This window comes from Dyella sp. AtDHG13 (assembly GCF_003201105.1).
GTDB classification, from domain to species: Bacteria; Pseudomonadota; Gammaproteobacteria; order Xanthomonadales; family Rhodanobacteraceae; genus Dyella; species Dyella jiangningensis_B.
In genome coordinates, this window is the sequence record NZ_QICJ01000002.1 from 84,993 (window position 1) to 100,847 (window position 15,855).

15 protein-coding genes are annotated in these 15,855 nt (G+C 66.1%); 8 read left to right on the top strand and 7 right to left on the bottom strand.

Features of this window, described 5'->3' with window-relative positions; genetic code table 11:
* The 6 genes from imuA to BDW41_RS03190 all read right to left on the bottom strand — a co-directional run bounded on the left by imuA (position 1) and on the right by BDW41_RS03190 (position 5,126).
* Positions 1-624 (bottom strand): translesion DNA synthesis-associated protein ImuA, encoded by a 624-nt coding sequence (imuA, locus tag BDW41_RS03160; protein WP_074546537.1) that lies wholly within the window; start codon positions 622-624, stop codon positions 1-3.
* A 7-nt stretch (positions 625-631) separates the two neighbouring features.
* Complete coding sequence (locus BDW41_RS03165) at positions 632-1,126, bottom strand: S24 family peptidase (protein ID WP_233496756.1); 495 nt, start codon at positions 1,124-1,126, stop codon at positions 632-634.
* 186 nt (positions 1,127-1,312) lie between these two features.
* Positions 1,313-2,419 (bottom strand): glycosyltransferase, encoded by a 1,107-nt coding sequence (locus tag BDW41_RS03170; protein ID WP_074546541.1) that lies wholly within the window; start codon positions 2,417-2,419, stop codon positions 1,313-1,315.
* A gap of 195 nt (positions 2,420-2,614) precedes the next feature.
* Positions 2,615-3,757 (bottom strand): adenosyl-hopene transferase HpnH, encoded by a 1,143-nt coding sequence (gene hpnH, locus BDW41_RS03180; RefSeq protein WP_074546543.1) that lies wholly within the window; start codon positions 3,755-3,757, stop codon positions 2,615-2,617.
* Between the two features lie 100 nt (positions 3,758-3,857).
* Complete coding sequence (idi, locus tag BDW41_RS03185; protein ID WP_074546546.1) at positions 3,858-4,466, bottom strand: isopentenyl-diphosphate Delta-isomerase; 609 nt, start codon at positions 4,464-4,466, stop codon at positions 3,858-3,860.
* A 168-nt stretch (positions 4,467-4,634) separates the two neighbouring features.
* Entirely contained in the window at positions 4,635-5,126 is a 492-nt protein-coding gene (locus BDW41_RS03190) for a DUF2147 domain-containing protein (RefSeq protein ID WP_074546548.1), read from the bottom strand.
* Positions 5,127-5,267: 141 nt separating this feature from the next.
* Here BDW41_RS03190 and hpnI point away from each other — a divergent pair, with 141 nt between their 5' ends.
* The 5 genes from hpnI to BDW41_RS03215 are packed head-to-tail and all read left to right on the top strand — an operon-like array spanning position 5,268 to position 10,638.
* Positions 5,268-6,389, top strand: coding sequence for a bacteriohopanetetrol glucosamine biosynthesis glycosyltransferase HpnI (gene hpnI, locus BDW41_RS03195; protein ID WP_233496757.1), 1,122 nt, complete (start codon positions 5,268-5,270; stop codon positions 6,387-6,389).
* Between the two features lie 50 nt (positions 6,390-6,439).
* The gene (gene hpnJ / locus BDW41_RS03200; RefSeq protein WP_074546954.1) at positions 6,440-7,867 is read left to right on the top strand and encodes a hopanoid biosynthesis associated radical SAM protein HpnJ; all 1,428 of its coding nucleotides are present in this window, start codon (positions 6,440-6,442) and stop codon (positions 7,865-7,867) included.
* Between the two features lie 22 nt (positions 7,868-7,889).
* A complete protein-coding gene (gene hpnK / locus BDW41_RS03205) occupies positions 7,890-8,720 on the top strand; it encodes a hopanoid biosynthesis-associated protein HpnK (RefSeq protein ID WP_074546550.1) in 831 nt (276 codons plus the stop codon).
* On the top strand, positions 8,717-9,736 hold the full coding sequence (locus BDW41_RS03210) for a lysylphosphatidylglycerol synthase domain-containing protein (protein ID WP_074546552.1): 1,020 nt from the start codon (positions 8,717-8,719) through the stop codon (positions 9,734-9,736). The genes hpnK and BDW41_RS03210 overlap by 4 nt, the downstream gene beginning before the upstream one ends.
* 11 nt (positions 9,737-9,747) lie before the next feature.
* On the top strand, positions 9,748-10,638 hold the full coding sequence (locus tag BDW41_RS03215) for an aminomethyltransferase (RefSeq protein WP_074546554.1): 891 nt from the start codon (positions 9,748-9,750) through the stop codon (positions 10,636-10,638).
* Between the two features lie 13 nt (positions 10,639-10,651).
* Here BDW41_RS03215 and hpnA read toward each other — a convergent pair whose 3' ends face one another.
* Complete coding sequence (gene hpnA / locus BDW41_RS03220; RefSeq protein WP_074546556.1) at positions 10,652-11,629, bottom strand: hopanoid-associated sugar epimerase; 978 nt, start codon at positions 11,627-11,629, stop codon at positions 10,652-10,654.
* Positions 11,630-11,958: 329 nt separating this feature from the next.
* On the opposite strand from hpnA, the gene BDW41_RS03225 reads away from it, so the two are divergent.
* From BDW41_RS03225 to BDW41_RS03235, 3 genes are read left to right on the top strand one after another with little or no spacing between them, the layout of a single operon-like run.
* Positions 11,959-13,098, top strand: a complete 1,140-nt coding sequence (locus BDW41_RS03225; protein WP_233496758.1) for a phytoene/squalene synthase family protein — start codon at positions 11,959-11,961, stop codon at positions 13,096-13,098.
* The gene (shc, locus tag BDW41_RS03230; protein WP_074546560.1) at positions 13,095-15,095 is read left to right on the top strand and encodes a squalene--hopene cyclase; all 2,001 of its coding nucleotides are present in this window, start codon (positions 13,095-13,097) and stop codon (positions 15,093-15,095) included. Before BDW41_RS03225 ends, shc begins: the two co-directional genes overlap by 4 nt.
* A complete protein-coding gene (locus BDW41_RS03235) occupies positions 15,095-15,829 on the top strand; it encodes a purine and other phosphorylase-like protein, family 1 (protein WP_074546562.1) in 735 nt (244 codons plus the stop codon). The genes shc and BDW41_RS03235 overlap by 1 nt, the downstream gene beginning before the upstream one ends.
* Positions 15,830-15,855: the final 26 nt, after the last annotated feature.

A 15,855-nucleotide genomic window follows, 5' to 3' on the forward strand; every position in this document is an offset into this window, starting at 1 on the left:
CTAGGCCCAGCCGGAGGCCAGCGGCACCGCCTGCACCGGCGGGTTGCCGCCACGGCATTTGCGCACGCGCACCTGCCATGTCGGTGCGCTTTCCAGCTCCAGGCGCAAGGCCGCCGGCGAGGCCTGCGCCGCATGGCGGCGATCGCGGAACACGAAGGCCAGCGCCTTGCCGGTATCGGCCGCCACCTGCAGGCGGCGCAGCGAGCGGTCGTCCGCCTTCATGGGCCACGCCAGCACGGCGGCGCAACTGGCGGAACGCAGGCATTGCTCGGCCGCCCACAGTGCGTCGCGCTCGTCCGCCTGCACGATGTCCACGCGCGACATCACCACGCCGCGCGCTTCCCAGCCCGCCACGTAAGGCACGTAGGGCGGCGAAATCACCATCACGGGGCGACCCTCGCGCGTCAGCCGCGCCAGCGTGGGCAGCACCAGCTGCAGCTCGCCCACGCCATCGGCGGGCAGCAGAATCTCGGTCAACGCATGCTCGGGCCAGCCGCCGCTCGGCAGCACCGCATCGAGCATCGGCCAGCCGGTGGGCTGGGTGCCCGAGGGCGCGGGAACGGCGCGCCCGTGCCAGACCTGGCGGCTATGCAAGAGCGAATCGAGCGCAAGCACTTGGCCCATGACGCGATCACCGCAAGCTGCGCAGGCAACGCGTGACGACGCCCCAGATGCTGAGCGTCTCGCCTTCGCGGAACACGATGGGCTTGAAGTGCGCGTTCTCCGGCAGCAGCGCCACGTGCCCGTCCACCTTGCCCAGGCGCTTGATGGTCAGCTCGTTGTTGACCACCGCCACCACGATGTCGCCCTGGCGCGGCGCGAGCGCGCGATCCACCAATACTTCGTCGCCGTCGAAGATGCCGGCGCCGATCATCGACCAACCCGACACGCGGATGATGAAGGTGCTCGGCTCATGGCCGGGCAGCACCAGATGCTGGTTGAGATCGACCACCTCGTCGACATCGTCTTCCGCCAGCGTGGGCACGCCGGCTGGCACGCGGCTGAGGAAGGCCGTCAACGCGACGGTCGACGGATCCAGCGAAACGGGGCGCGGCGCCTCCAGCGAAGCCGGGCTTCGATAGGCCTCCAGGTACGCCAGCACCGCCGGCACCTGGCTTTCAGGCACGCGGACACGCTGGCTCGGTTCACCGGCGGGACGGCCGGCACCAGGGCGGCGTCCACCGTGGTCGGAAGGAGGCATAAGGCGACTTGATTATCGGGACGACAATCAAGATACCACGGCGGCGTTCTCACGGAGCGAGATTCAGCTTCCCACCCCGGCAAAACTCAAATGGCTGACCCCAAAGGAAAATCAGGCATCCACGCCATACACCCGCCCCTTCCACTGGGAGCGCACGCCGCGCCAGTAGCGGATGGCCGAGCTCCAGGTCATGCCCAGGTACAGGGCCGCCCCCAGCGGCAGCAGCAGCGCCCACCACAGGGGCATCCGGTAGTACCTGAGCATGGGCAGGTAGCCCAGCATCATGGCGAGCAGCGCCGCCCAGGCCAGCGGCCAGACCTGCGGCGCCCCGAGCAAGGCCAGCGGCGCGCCGTAGGCGAGCAGGAACAGCACCGTCACCACCAGCAGCAACGTGGTCGAGTACCCCAGCTGGGTGAACGCCGAACGCGCCACCATGCGGTGGATCGACTCGAAGCTGCCATACGGCCGCAGGCTCACCACGTCGCGGCTCAACCCGATCCAGGTACGCCCACCCGCCAGCTTTACCTGGCGCGCGAGCGTGCAATCGTCGATCAGCGCATCGCGCAGGCTGGCGAAGGCGCCGATGCGCTCCAGCATGGCCGTATCCACCAGGATGCATCCGCCCGCCCCTGCCGCCACCAGCGTGGAGCGCGAATTGGAAATGGCGAACGGATAAAGCAGCTTGAAGTAGTAGACGAACGCGGGCAACAGCAGGCGATCCCAGAAACCGGTGCGGCGCAGGTCCGCCATGATCGAGACGAACTGGCGCTGCTCGCGCTGCTTGTGCGCCTGCAGGGTCGCCAGCATGCCGGGGCGCAGTTCGATGTCCGCATCCAGCAGCAAGGTCAGCGGCGTGCGCACGTGCTGCCTGCCCTGCTCCAGCGCCCACAGCTTGCCGGCCCAGCCATCCGGCAACGGCGCACCGGAAATCACGCGCACATTCGGGAAGGCATTCGCCACGGCGGCCGTGCCGTCGGTCGACTGGTCGTCGATCACGATGACCTGCAAGCCCTTGCCCTGCGCCTGCAGGCCACGCAAGGTCGTGCCGATCACATCGGCTTCGTTGCGCGCGGGAATCAGCACGGTGATGTCGCCGAGCGGTGCGCGCGACGACGGATCGGCCTCAAGATGCTCGCGCGTGCTCCATGGTCGCCACGGCACGAGCAGGAGCCCCAGCCACATCAGGAGAGGGATGATGGCGCAGATGTATAGCCACATGGATTAGAGCCTGCTCAAGACCCGCAAAACGTCCTGGCCACCCACAACGCCTCGCCATCTATAATTCCTCACCGTCATTCCCGCGAAGGCGGGAATCCAGCGTCTTTACCTGATACAAAAGACCAAAGGCACTGGATTCCCGCCTTCGCGGGAATGACGGTGAGGGACATCCAGAATCACTAGAGGATCAAGCCCTCAGTGACCAGCATCCGCCCCCTGCGACGGGTTCCGACGCTGGATGGCGCTGATCGGGATGCGGATTGCCGTGGCATCGTTGCGGTCGCCGTACATCACCGGCAGGTCGGGCGCCATGGCGCCGTCCGTGCGCGGGCCGAACGTGGCCACGCGCGCCGCCTTCAGCGGATGCGCGAAGGTGTCGTCCACCGCCGTGCCCTCGAAGCCGCAATGCGCCATGCAGTTGTCGCACTTGGGGTTGATGCCGACGCCGTACTTGTCCCACTCGGTGTCTTCCATCAGTTCCTTGTACGAACTGGCATAGCCTTCATCGACCAGCAGGTAGCAGGGCTTCTGCCAGCCGAAGATGTTGTAGGTGGGGTTGGACCACGGCGTGCACTGGTAGCTCTGGTTGCCCGCGATGAAGTCCAGGAACATCGACGACTGGTTGAACACCCATTTGCTCTTGCGTTCCTTGCCGATGCGGAACACGTCGCGGAACAGGTTCTTGCTTTCCGTGCGACCGAGGAACACGTCCTGCCGCGGCGCATGCTGGTAGCTGTAGCCCGGCGACACCGTAATGCCCTCGATGCCCAGCGACATGGCGAAATCGAAGAACTCGGCAATCTCCTCCGGCTTCTCGTTGTTGAACAGCGTGCAGTTGATGGTGACGCGGAACCCGCGTGACAGCGCCAGCTTGATCGCCGCCACCGCCTTGTCGAACACGCCCTCCATGCACACGGACTGGTCGTGCCGCTCCTTCAGGCCGTCCAGATGCACGGACCAGGTGAAGTACGGCGACGGCGTGTACTCGTCGATGTGCTTGGTCAGCAGCAGCGCATTGGTGCACAGGTAGATGAACTTCTCACGCGCGATCAGCCCCTGCACGATCTGCGGCATCTCCTTGTGGATCAGCGGCTCGCCGCCGGGGATGGACACCACCGGCGCACCGCACTCGTCCACCGCGCGCAGGGCGTCTTCCACGCTCATGCGCTTTTGCAGGATCTCTTTCGGGTGATCGATCTTGCCGCAACCGGCGCAGGCCAGGTTGCACTGGAACAACGGCTCCAACATCATCGCCAGCGGATAACGCTTCTGGCCGCTCAGCTTCTTGCCGATGATGTAACGCGCGATCTTGGTTTGCTGAATAAGAGGAATGCCCAACGGAATCTCCTCATCGCTGATCGATGGATCGTTATGTGCCGCGCTAAACGCGCGAAGCACGGAATGCCATACGTCTACATCGTTGCACCGAGTATAGCGCTCAGGACGCCAGGCTCGCCGGCGGAGCGAACACATGCGCATGCTCCCGCCGCAATCGGTCCCATTCGATCTTGAACCAGGGCGTGAAGCGCTCCGGGTGCGCATCGATCTCGCGATCCAGCGCGTCCGGCGCCACGTAGCGCAAGGCGGCGATCTCATGGATGTTGGCGACGGGCGCCGTATCCGTTCGACCCGCGTAGACCCAGCACAGTTCATGCTCGGCGCCTTCCGCATCGAACTGCGCCTGATACTGGAACTTGAACTGGAACTCGAACTGGCACTGCATGCCAAGTTCTTCGCCTAGCCGCCGATGGATGGCCGTTTCCATGGTCTCGCCGCGGCGCGGATGGCTGCAGCAGGTGTTGGACCAGTAGCCCGGCCACAGGCGCTTGCCTTGCGCGCGCTGCTGAAGCAGCAATTCACCGTGCGTGTTGAACACGAACAGCGAGAAGGCGCGATGCAGGATGCCCTGCCCGTGATGCGCGGAAGCCTTGTCGAGAAAGCCTGTTTCGCGATCGTGCTCGTCCACCAGCACCAGAGGTTCGTCCTGGAAGGAAACCACATTCCTCGACCAGGTTTCTTCGTTGTAGTCCAACTCGCGGCTAGCCAAGGCTCGAACCTCTCTCTTCCGGCGGACAGCGATACGCCCCGGTCATCACATCTTCGTCACAAATGGCGTAACGCACGTCCGACCGTCGAACGAATACGTGCTCAGGCTAGCAAGGTTGAGCGGAGGCGAGTAGTCCCTCGCAAGCATTTGCGCTACATCGGGCCACAGTCAATTTGTCGAATGGACGCTGCTTGCCGGTACAGGAAAGGGCTCGTGCGTGCGTGTCCAGGTGGTACTTCCGCCCAGCAGCGGAATGCCGATGTAGCCACGCAGCACGAGCCGGTCGGGCGATCGCAGATGCACTTCGCAGTGGTATTCCTTGCCGTTGTCGGCGTTGTAGACGCGGCCGTCCACCCAGGCCTTGGCATCGCTGTCATAACGCAAGCCCCACAACAGGCGCAGCCCGGTCAGCGGCCGGGAGCGCAGCGCGGGATCGGGATTGTGCCGATCCGTCACGGTCTTGCCGTTGAGCTCCGGCCCGTCCTCCGGTCCGTAGGTGTCATGCAGTTGCCAGACGATGGTGCCGACGAAGGTATCGCCCTGCGGCTCGATGCGGATGATGGCGTCGCGGCTCTCGACCAGCCAGTCGCCGGTGATCGCCGCCGCATCGCTCGCGGGCGACTGCGCGAACGCCGCGCCGCATGACAGCGCCAGCAGCATGAGCAGCCCAGCACGTCGCCATCGAAAGAGATAGGTTTTCACAAAGTGCATGCGTTAACTTTGGAAGGAATGGTGGATCGCGTCCGAGCCGAATTCATGCCGTTCTCTCCTGCCGCTACAACACCGCTGTCATGGATGGGCATGATCCTGGCCCTGTGCGCGGCAATGTATGCGTATCTGAGCTTCTGGGCATGGTTTCGCAGCGAGCGGCGGCAGCAGCATCGGCGAGCGGATGTGAACGATCAGGCAAGCCGGCCCGTGAGCGTACTCAAGCCGCTGCACGGCGCCGAACCCAGGCTTTACGAGAACCTGCGGAGTTTCTGCGAGCAGCATTACGCGCATTATGAATTGCTCTTTGGCGTGCGCGATCCGGAGGATCCGGCTATCGCCGTAGTGCAACGGCTGCAGCGCGAATTCCCGCAGTTGCCGATGGCGCTGGTCATCGACCCCGCGGTGCACGGCGCCAACCTCAAGGTCAGCAACCTGATCAACCTGGTCGCGCAGGCGCGGCATGACTGGCTGGTGCTGGCCGACAGTGACATCAGCGTGACACCGGACTATCTGCTGCGTGTCACCGCCCCGCTCAACGACCCGCGCACCGGCATCGTGACCTGTCTTTATCATGGCGTGGCCAACAACACCCTCAGCTCGCGGCTGGGGCGGCTGTTCATCGACGACTGGTTTGCGCCGTCCGTAAGGCTGGCGCATGCCTTCGGCTCGACCCGCTTCGCGTTCGGCTCGACTATCGGCCTGCGCCGCGACGCACTGGAAGCCATCGGCGGCTTCGACCCCTTGAAGGACACGTTGGCGGATGATTTCTGGCTGGGCGAACGCACGCGGCAGTTGGGCCTGCGCACCGTACTCAGTGACGTGGTCGTGGGCACCGACGTCAGCGAGACGACGCTCGCCAGCCTCTGGTCGCATGAGCTGCGCTGGCTGCGCACCATCCGCGCCATCTCCCCGGCCGGTTTCTTCTTCAGCTTCATTTGCCTGACCTGGCCGCTGCTGGCCGTAGCCCTGGCGCTGTCGCCTTCCGCGCCTTGCCTCGTCATCTGCGTGCTCGCCGCGATCGCCCGCACGGCGCGCTATGCCGCGTCGTGGCGAAGCACCGCAAGATCGTCCCGCTGGCGGGATCTCTGGCTCACCCCTTTCCGCGACGCGCTATTGCTGGTGGAATGGGCGGGTGCGCTGGTCCACTGGCGAGTGGATTGGCGCGGTCAGGTATTGCATGCGCGCGACCATGCGCCATCGCGGTATCCTTAGTCGAAAGTGCGATGAACAACTCGTTGCGGAAGCAGGAGCTTGGCAATCCCATGAAGACGCTTTTTCTGCAGGCCCCTTCGTTTGACGGTTTCGATGGCGGGGCCGGCTCCCGTTACCAGGCCAAACGCGAGATCAAGAGTTTCTGGTATCCCACCTGGCTGGCGCAGCCGGCCGCGCTCGTTCCCGGATCGCGCGTGCTCGACGCCCCGGTGGAAGAGCTCTCGGTGGAAGACACCCTCGGTATCGCCAGCGCTTACGACCTCGTGATCATCCATACCAGCACGCCCTCCTTCCCCACCGACGCGAAATTCGCGGAGCTGCTCAAGGAGCGCCAGCCCAATATCCTCATCGGCATGGTGGGCGCCAAGGTCGCGGTGGAACCGGAACCCTCCTTGCTGGCGTCACCCGCCATCGATTTCGTGGCGCGCGAAGAGTTCGACTACACCTGCAAGGAAGTGGCCGAGGGCCGCGCCCTGAAGGACATCGCCGGCATCAGCTACAAGCTCGCCGACGGCCGCGTGCAGCACAACCCGCCGCGCGCCACCATCGAGCACATGGACGACCTGCCCTTCGTGGCGCCGATCTACAAGCGCGACCTGAAGATCGAGCGCTACTTCATCGGCTACCTGATGCATCCGTACGTGTCGATCTACACCGGCCGCGGCTGCCGCTCCAAGTGCACTTTCTGCCTGTGGCCGCAGACGGTGGGCGGCCATCGCTACCGCGTGCGCTCGGCCGCCAACGTGCTCGCCGAGGCCAAGTGGATCAAGGAGAACATGCCCGAGGTCCGCGAACTCATGTTCGACGACGACACCTTCACCGACAGCTCCAACATGGAGCGCGTGCACGAGATCGCGCGCGGCCTGCATGCGATGGGCTGGACCTGGAGCTGCAACGCCAAGGCCAACGTGCCCTACGAGTCGCTCAAGATCATGAAGGAGAACGGCCTGCGCCTGCTGCTGGTGGGCTACGAGTCCGGCGACGACCAGATCCTGCACAACATCAAGAAGGGCCTGCGCACCGACATCGCGCGCACCTTCACCGAGAACTGCCGCAAGCTCGGCATCACCGTGCACGGCACCTTCATCCTCGGCCTGCCGGGCGAAACCAAGGAAACCATCGCGCGCACCATCCAGTACGCCAAGGAGATCAACCCGCACACCATCCAGGTGTCGCTGGCCGCGCCCTATCCGGGCACCACGCTGTACAAGCAGGCCATCGACAACGGCTGGCTGGAGGAGAACACCTCGGCGCACCTGGTCAACGACAAGGGCGTGCAGCTGGCGATGATCAGCTATCCGCACCTGTCCAAGGAAGAGATCTTCCACGGCGTGGAAACCTTCTACCGCAGCTTCTATTTCCGCCCTTCCAAGATCTGGGAGATCGTGAAGGAAATGGCGGGCAGCTGGGAGATGACCAAGCGGCGCCTGCGCGAAGGCGTGGAGTTCTTCCGTTTCCTGCGCGCGCACGAGGCGTGACCGCAAGGCGCGCGCTGGACCGATGACCGATTCACCCGTATCCACGCGCCCACGACTGATCGTGACGGCCGATGATTTCGGCCTGCACACCGCCGTCAACCAGGCGGTGGAGCGCGGCTATCGCGAAGGCGTGCTGCGCGCGGCCAGCCTGATGGTGACGGCGCCCGCGGTGGCCGACGCCGTGGCGCGCGCGCGGCAGCTGCCGGGACTGGCGGTTGGCCTGCACCTGGTGCTGGCGGATGGACAATCCGCCCTGCCGCCCTCGCGCATACCCGACCTGGTCGATGCACGCGGAAACTTTGGCGACAACATGGTGCGCGACGGATTCCGCTTCTTCTTCCTGCCGCACGTGCGCCGGCAGCTGGCCACGGAAATCCGCGCGCAGTTCGAGGCCTTCGCCGCCACCGGCCTGCCGCTCGACCACGTCAACGCACACAAACACTTTCATCTTCATCCCACCGTGCTATCCCTGATGCTTTCCATTGGCCGCGATTACGGCCTGCGCGCCGTGCGCTGGCCGGCCGAACCCGGTTCCGGCCCCTGGCTCAAACCCTGGCTCGCGCTGATGCGCCATCGCCTGCGCCGCGCCGGCGTGCGCACCAACGACCACGTCTTCGGCATCCGCCACACCGGCGGCATGGACGAGCAGGCCTTGCTCGACGTCGTGCAAGGCCTGCCCGCCGGGCTGAGCGAGCTGTACCTGCACCCGGCCATCCATGGCGAACTCACGCCCGCGATGAGCGATTACCGCCATGCCGACGAACTGGCCGCCCTGCTGTCGCCGCGCGTGCGGCAGGCCGTGGCCGAACACTGCCTGCTCTGCCGGGGCTTCAGCGATCCGGCCGCCGCATGAAATATCTCGTTTATCTTGCCGGCCTGCTCGGGCTGATCGCCGCGATCATCCTGGTGACGCAGCAGAACTGGTCCGCCATCGAAAACGCCTTCGACCACGCGGGCTGGGCCTTGCTCTGGCTGCTGCCCTTCCATGCCCTGCCCCTGCTGCTGGACGTGCTCGGCTGGCGCACGCTGCTGGCGCCGAGCGATCCGCAACGGCGCGCCGGCACGCCTTTCCTGTTCTGGGCCGCCACCGTGCGCGAAGCCTGCAACCGGCTGCTGCCGGTCGCCAATGTCGGCGGCGAGATCGTCGGCATCCGCCTGGTCAAATGGCGCGGGCTGGAAGGCGCGCCGGTAGCAGCCAGCGTGGTCATGGAAGTGCTGCTGACCCTGGTCAGCCAGTACATCTTCGTCGCGCTGGGTTTGCTCCTGCTGATCGGCATGGCCGGCCACATCGGTACGCTCAATTCGGTGATCGGCGCGGTGGCGGCCTCGCTGCCGCTGCCTATCGGCCTGATCTGGATCCTTCGCCACGGCCAGCTGTTCTCGCGGCTGGAAACCTTCGCGGAAAAGCTGCTCGGCGGCCCGTCGCGCTTCACCGAACTGCTCGACGGCGCGCGCCTGGACGAGGAAGTCCGCAAGCTCTACGACCGCCCCGCGCGCCTGGCCGTGGCCTGTGCCTGGCAGGTGGCCGGTTTCGTGGTGGGCAGTTTCGAAAGCTGGCTTGCGCTGCAGCTGCTGGGCTTTCCCATCTCCGTGTGGGACGCCATCGCCATCGAGGCCACCACGCAGGCCGTGCGCCACATCATCTTCTTCGTCCCGGCCGGCCTGGGCGTGCAGGAAGGCGGACTGGTGCTGTTCGGCAACATCATCGGCCTGCCCGCCGATGCCGCCATCGCGCTGTCGCTGGTCAAGCGCGCGCGCGAGGTAGGCTTCGGCGTGCCTGCACTGCTGTCGTGGCAGTGGGCCGAGGCACACCGGCTGCATCGCCGCTGGCTCTCGCGCCGCAAGCCCGGGCTTTCCGACACACCCTGAGCGAGGTGAGCATGTCCCATGACGCCGTAGCCGCCGCCGATCACACCATGCGCCACTGGGCCGGCAACGAGCCGGGGCGCATCAAGATCGGCTCCGACGCGCACAAGCGCCTGTTCTGCCGGATGCTGCTGGACACGCACAACCCGTACAAGCCGGCCGTGATCGAATGGCCGGCGTTGAGTCCCGACGCGCTGCACCGCATCACCTCGCTGCCGATCTGGGACATCGCCGTGCAGACCGAAGGCAAGGCCAAGCTGCGCGTGGCCACCTACACCAACACCGTGGGCGATCCGCTGCTGCACGAAGCCCTCACCATGGATGGCGACGAGGAAGCGCGCCACAAGGTGGTGCTCAGCAAGATGGTCGCGGCCTACGGCATCGCACTGGCGCCGGAGCCCGAGTACGAAGTGCCGAAGGACCCCGAATGGGGCTGGCTGGTCACCGGCTACAGCGAATGCATCGACAGCTTCTTCGCCTTCGGCCTGTTCGAGTCGGCCAAGCGCACCGGCTACTTTCCCGCCGAACTGGTGGAAACCTTCGAGCCGGTGATGCAGGAAGAGGCGCGCCACATCCTGTTCTTCGCCAACTGGGTGGCATGGCATCGCAAGCAGTTGCCGTGGTGGCGGCGCCCGGCCTTCGAGTTCAAGGTGCTGCGCGTGTGGCTGTTCCTGATCTGGGAACGCATCGGCATCGCCAAGGGCCTGGATGACAACGGCGAAATGCAGGACGCGAATTTCACCATCACCGGCCACGAACAGATCGGCCTGGACCTGAAGATCGGCGAATTGATCGACCTGTGCCTGGCGCAGGACAGCTTGCGCATGGGCGGCTACGACGAACGCCTGCTGCGCCCGACCTTCGTGCCGCGCATGGCGCGGCTGGCGCGGCGGTTCATGCGTTGAACCGTGACGGTTGTCAGCGATGCAGACTGAACCACGCCACTGCGTCCTCCAGCGCCAGTCGCACCGGCCCGGCGGCGTAGCCCAGCTCGCGCTCCGCCTTGGCGCTGGTGAAGAACATGCGCTTGCGCGACATGCGCACTTCTTCCACGGTGGCGATCGGCGGCTTGCCGGTCAGCCTTGACCACGCCTCCGCCGCATAGGCCACCGGCATCACCGCGCCATGCGGCAGGCGCCAGCGCGGCGGCGGGCGGCCGACGATGTCCGCGATCTCGAACAGCAGGTCGCGCAGGCTGATGTTGCTGCCGCCAAGCACGTAGCGTTCGCCCGCCACGCCGTGGCGGAAGGCCAGCCAATGCCCATCGGCCACGTCGTCCACGTGCACCACGTTGAGCCCGGTATCGACATAGGCGGGCATGCGTCCCGTCATGGCATCGCGCACGATGCGTCCGGTGGGCGTGGGCTTGATGTCGCGCGGGCCGATCGGCGTCGATGGGTTGACGATCACCACCGGCAAACCCTGCGCGGCGTACTCGCTCACCAGCTGTTCCGCCAGGAACTTGGAGCGCTTGTAGTGGCCCACCATGTCGGCCAGCGACACGGGCGTCGCCTCGTCGCCGGGCGTGCCGTCCCTGGGAATGCCCAGCGTCGCCACGCTGCTGGTGTAGACCACGCGCGGCACGCCGGCACGCCGCGCCACGTCCAGCAGCGCGCGCGTACCCTCGACATTGGTCTGATACAACTCCTGCGGCCGTGGCGCCCACAGGCGGTAATCCGCCGCCACATGGAACAGGGCATCGCAGCCGTCGCAGATGCCTGCCAGCGACGAGGCATCGGCAAGATCGGCTTCCACCACCTCCACATCGAGTCCCTGCAGGTTGCGCCGGTCGGAGCCGGGCCGCGCCAGGACGCGCACGTGGTGATCCTCGCGCAGCAGCCTCCGCACCACGGCGGAGCCGACGAACCCGGTGGCGCCGGTCACCAGCGACCTCACAGGCTCGATTCCGAGATGCGCCCGACCATCGCCAGCACCCGCTCTGGACACATACGTCTGCTTTCCCTGAACTCGGGGAGGAGTTGCGGTTCATTATGTACGAACGACGCACGCGGTGGCACCGCATTCGCGACCGTAGCCGTTTCGTGGCGACGCGCACCAGTGCCACTCGTCTGGCCTGCTGCTTTCCGCAGCCTTTCAGCGCAAATGAACATCTAGACGAACCGACGACATTTGCTCTGGTCATATGGCTGCGTCTCACACGGACAGGGTGCTACCATGCCGACGTTGCTGGTTTCTCTGTATGTGAATACTAAGAAGGCCCAGGCATGCCAATGTTCGACGCGAAACAAGCCGCCGAGGTTGCCCCGAGCAACGCCAGCGCTTACCAGGAAGCCATACTTCCCAAGGTGTCACGAACGTTTGCGCTGACGATTCCGCAGCTGCCGCCGGCACTGCGCGACGTTGTCGCCAATGCGTATCTGCTGTGTCGCATCGCCGACACCATCGAAGACGAACCCGCCTTCACCCCGGAAGAAAAAGGACGCTACGAAAGCGCCTTCGTCGATGCCGTCACCGGACACATCGACGCACGCGAGTTCGCCGCCGACATTGCGCCACGCCTGTCCAGCGCCACGTCCGAAAGCGAACGCGACCTGATGTTCCGCCTTCCGCTGGTGCTGGAAGTGACGGATACGTTCAACCCCACCCAGCACGAAGCCATCGTGGAATGCCTGCGCGTGATGTCGCAGGGCATGCACGATTTCCAGCGCGTCGTCGGCCTGCAGGGGCTGGAGACGCTGCGCGACATGGATCGCTACTGCTACCACGTCGCCGGCGTGGTGGGCGAAATGCTCACCAAGCTGCTCATCGACTTCGAGCCCGAGCTGGTGCCGCAGACGCGCACGCTGATGCGCCTGGCCATCTCCTTCGGCCAGGGCCTGCAGATGACCAACATCCTCAAGGACCAGTGGGAGGATCGCAGTCACGGCGTGTGCTGGCTGCCGCACGACGTCTTCGCGCGTTACGGCGTGGAACTGCGCGACCTCACCGCCGGCCAGCAGGATGCGCACTATGCCGACGCCATGATCGAGCTGATCGGCGTGGCGCACTCGCATCTGTGCCGCGCGGTGGAATACACCTTGCTCGTGCCGGCACGCCATGCCGGCTTCCGCCGCTTCTGCCTGTGGAGCATCGGCCTGGCCGTGCTGACGCTGCGCAATCTGCAGGATCGCCTGGATTTCTCCTCCGGCACGCAGGTCAAGGTATCGCGCGCCGCCGTGGCCCAGACCATTGGCCTGACGCGCCTCACCGACAAATACGACCCGGCCGTCCGTTTCCTGTTCGGCGCCGCGGCGCGCAAGCTGCCGCTCACGCCGCTGGGCCCGGAGTGGGACGTTCCGCAAGCGCGCAACGTGGCCTGGCCGTGGCGGCGCGCATCGGACTTCAAGAACGCACGATCGCTATGACGGATACGCCTGCCACTGTCGCCCCGCCTGCCCCAGCCCACTCGCGTCAGCCGCAGCCCGAAAACGACCGCATCGACCAGGCCATCGACCGCGCCCGCCGCGCGCTGATGGCCCGGCAGCACGCCAACGGACACTGGTGCTTCGAGTTCGAAACCGACTGTACCATCTCGTCCGAATACATCCTGATGATGCACTTCCTCGACGAGATCGACGACGTGCTGCAGGAAAAGCTGGCACGCTACATCCGCCTCAAGCAACGGCTCGACACCCACGGCGGCTGGCCGCTGTACCACGACGGTGCGCTCGACGTGTCGTGCACGGTCAAGTCGTATTACGCGCTGAAGGCCGCCGGCGACTCGCCGGATGCACCGCACATGCGGCGCGCGCGCGAAGCCATCCTCGCCGCGGGCGGTGCCGCCAGAAGCAACGTCTTCACGCGCATCCTGCTCGCCATGTTCGGCCAGGTGCCCTGGCGCGCCGCGCCGTACGTGCCGGTGGAGATCATGCTGTTCCCGCGCTGGGCGCCGTTTCATCTCGACAAGGTGTCGTACTGGGCGCGCAGCACGATGGTGCCGCTGTTCATCCTGTGCTCGATGAAGGCGAAGGCGAAGAATCCGCGCAACGTCGGCATCCCCGAACTGTTCGTGACGCCGCCGGAGCAGGAGCGCCACTACTTCGCCACCACCACCTTCGTCAGCCGCTTGTTCCTGGTGCTGGACAAGATCGGGCGCGCCTGCGATCCGCTGATTCCCGCTTCGCTGCGCCGCAAGGCCATCAAGCGCGCGGAAGCATGGTTCCTGCCGCGACTGAATGGCGAAGACGGGCTTGGTGCGATCTTCCCGCCCATGGTGAATGCCCTGGAGGCGATGGACCTGCTCGGCTACGCCAAGGATCATCCCGCGCGCACCACCTGCCTGAAGTCGCTGCAGAAGCTGATCGTGCATCGCGACGATGGCACGGCGTTCTGCCAGCCCTGCGTGTCGCCCGTGTGGGACACCGGCTGGGCGGCAATGGCCCTGCTGCGCGCATCGCCCGACGATGCCACGCAGGATGCCGTCACGCGCGCCATGGAATGGCTCGCGCCATTGCAGGAGCTGGAACTCAAGGGCGACTGGGCCGTGCAGGCGCCCGATCTTGCACCGGGCGGCTGGGCGTTCCAGTACGCCAATGCGTATTACCCGGATCTGGACGACACCGCCGTCGTCGCCGGCCTGCTGCACGTGGCCGTGCGCGGCACGCCGCGCGACGGCATGTATCGCGAGCGCATCGAACGCGCCGCGGACTGGCTGGTCGGCATGCAGTCGGACAATGGCGGTTTCGCCGCGTTCGACCGCAACAACACGCACTACCACATCAACGAAATTCCCTTCGCCGACCATGGCGCCATGCTCGATCCGCCCACGGAAGACGTATCCGGACGCGTGCTGGCGTTTCTGGGTGTGCTCGGCCGCCCGCAGGACCAAAGCGCCATCGCACGCTGCATCGACTATCTGCGCGACGCGCAGCAGCCGGACGGTTCGTACTGGGGGCGCTGGGGCACCAACTACATCTACGGCACGTGGTCCGTGCTGGCCGGTCTCGCACTGGTTGGCCAGGACATGCGGCAGCCCTGGATCCGCAAATCGGTGGACTGGCTCATCGCCAGGCAGCACGCCGACGGCGGCTGGGGCGAAACCAACGACAGCTACTTCGATGCCGCGTTGCGCGGCACGAACGCCGGCATAAGCACGGCCCACAGTACAGCATGGGCCGTACTCGGCCTGCTCGCCGCCGGCGAGCAGGCGGCGGAAGCGACGCGACGCGGCATCCACTGGCTGCTCGACCATCAGCAGGCACAGGGCGAGCCGGAGGCGGATCTCTGGTATCACCCGAGTTTCAACGCACCGGGATTCCCCCGCGTGTTCTTCCTGAAATACCACGGCTACACGGCTTATTTCCCGCTATGGGCACTCACTCGCTATCGCCAGCTGCTTGCGCGCTCGCAGCCGACGCCGTGATGCCCGGCACGGTGGGCATCGTGACGGCGCTGGCCGCGGAAGCGCGCGTGCTGACGCGCCGGTCGCTGCGGGTGCGCACAGCGGCGGCGATCGGTGCGGGCGAATCCGTTGTCCTCGCCGGCATGGGGCAGCAGGCGGCGCGCGAGGGCGCGCTCGCCCTGATCGCCGCGGGCGCGGATGCCCTGGTCTCCTTTGGCGTGGCCGGCGGCCTGGCGCCCGGCTTGCGCAGCGGCACGCTGTTCTGTCCCTCCTGCGTGCTCGACGAGCGCAGCCGCGACTACCAGCCCGACCCGCTGTGGCGCGCATCGCTCATCCGCCGCCTGAAAGCCGCCGGCCTTCCGCTGGTGGAGCAAGGCAGCCTGCTCAGCCTGCCCGCGCCGCTGCATTCGGTGGAGGAGAAAGGCCGCATGCGCGAGCGCCATCAGTCGCTGGCCGTGGACATGGAAAGCGCGGCCATCGCCATGGTGGCCGGCGAACACCGGCTGCCCTTCCTCGTGCTGCGCGCCATCGTGGACGAGCGCGAAGACAACGTGCCCGCCGAACTGCAGGACGGCATCGACGCCTGGGGACGCCCGCGCGCGCTGTCCATGCTCGGCACGCTGTTGCGCCATCCGCGCTTGCTGACAGCCTTGCCGCCGCTGGCCGCGCGCATGGGTAAGGCCACGCGCGCCCTGCACCTGGCGGTGCAGGCGGCGGGCTGCGGCCTGGGCCGCGAGGCTAAGCAGCCCTGCTAATCTGACCCTTGATCCCGATGTCAGGC

Coding starts and splice junctions, on each gene's coding strand:
- imuA (WP_074546537.1), bottom strand. CDS start 624: ATGGGCCAAGTGCTTGCGCTCGATTCGCTCTTGCATAGCCGCCAGGTC.
- BDW41_RS03170 (WP_074546541.1), bottom strand. CDS start 2,419: ATGTGGCTATACATCTGCGCCATCATCCCTCTCCTGATGTGGCTGGGG.
- BDW41_RS03190 (WP_074546548.1), bottom strand. CDS start 5,126: ATGCTGCTGGCGCTGTCATGCGGCGCGGCGTTCGCGCAGTCGCCCGCG.
- hpnI (WP_233496757.1), top strand. CDS start 5,268: ATGATCCTGGCCCTGTGCGCGGCAATGTATGCGTATCTGAGCTTCTGG.
- hpnJ (WP_074546954.1), top strand. CDS start 6,440: ATGAAGACGCTTTTTCTGCAGGCCCCTTCGTTTGACGGTTTCGATGGC.
- hpnK (WP_074546550.1), top strand. CDS start 7,890: ATGACCGATTCACCCGTATCCACGCGCCCACGACTGATCGTGACGGCC.
- BDW41_RS03210 (WP_074546552.1), top strand. CDS start 8,717: ATGAAATATCTCGTTTATCTTGCCGGCCTGCTCGGGCTGATCGCCGCG.
- BDW41_RS03215 (WP_074546554.1), top strand. CDS start 9,748: ATGTCCCATGACGCCGTAGCCGCCGCCGATCACACCATGCGCCACTGG.
- BDW41_RS03225 (WP_233496758.1), top strand. CDS start 11,959: ATGCCAATGTTCGACGCGAAACAAGCCGCCGAGGTTGCCCCGAGCAAC.
- shc (WP_074546560.1), top strand. CDS start 13,095: ATGACGGATACGCCTGCCACTGTCGCCCCGCCTGCCCCAGCCCACTCG.
- BDW41_RS03235 (WP_074546562.1), top strand. CDS start 15,095: ATGCCCGGCACGGTGGGCATCGTGACGGCGCTGGCCGCGGAAGCGCGC.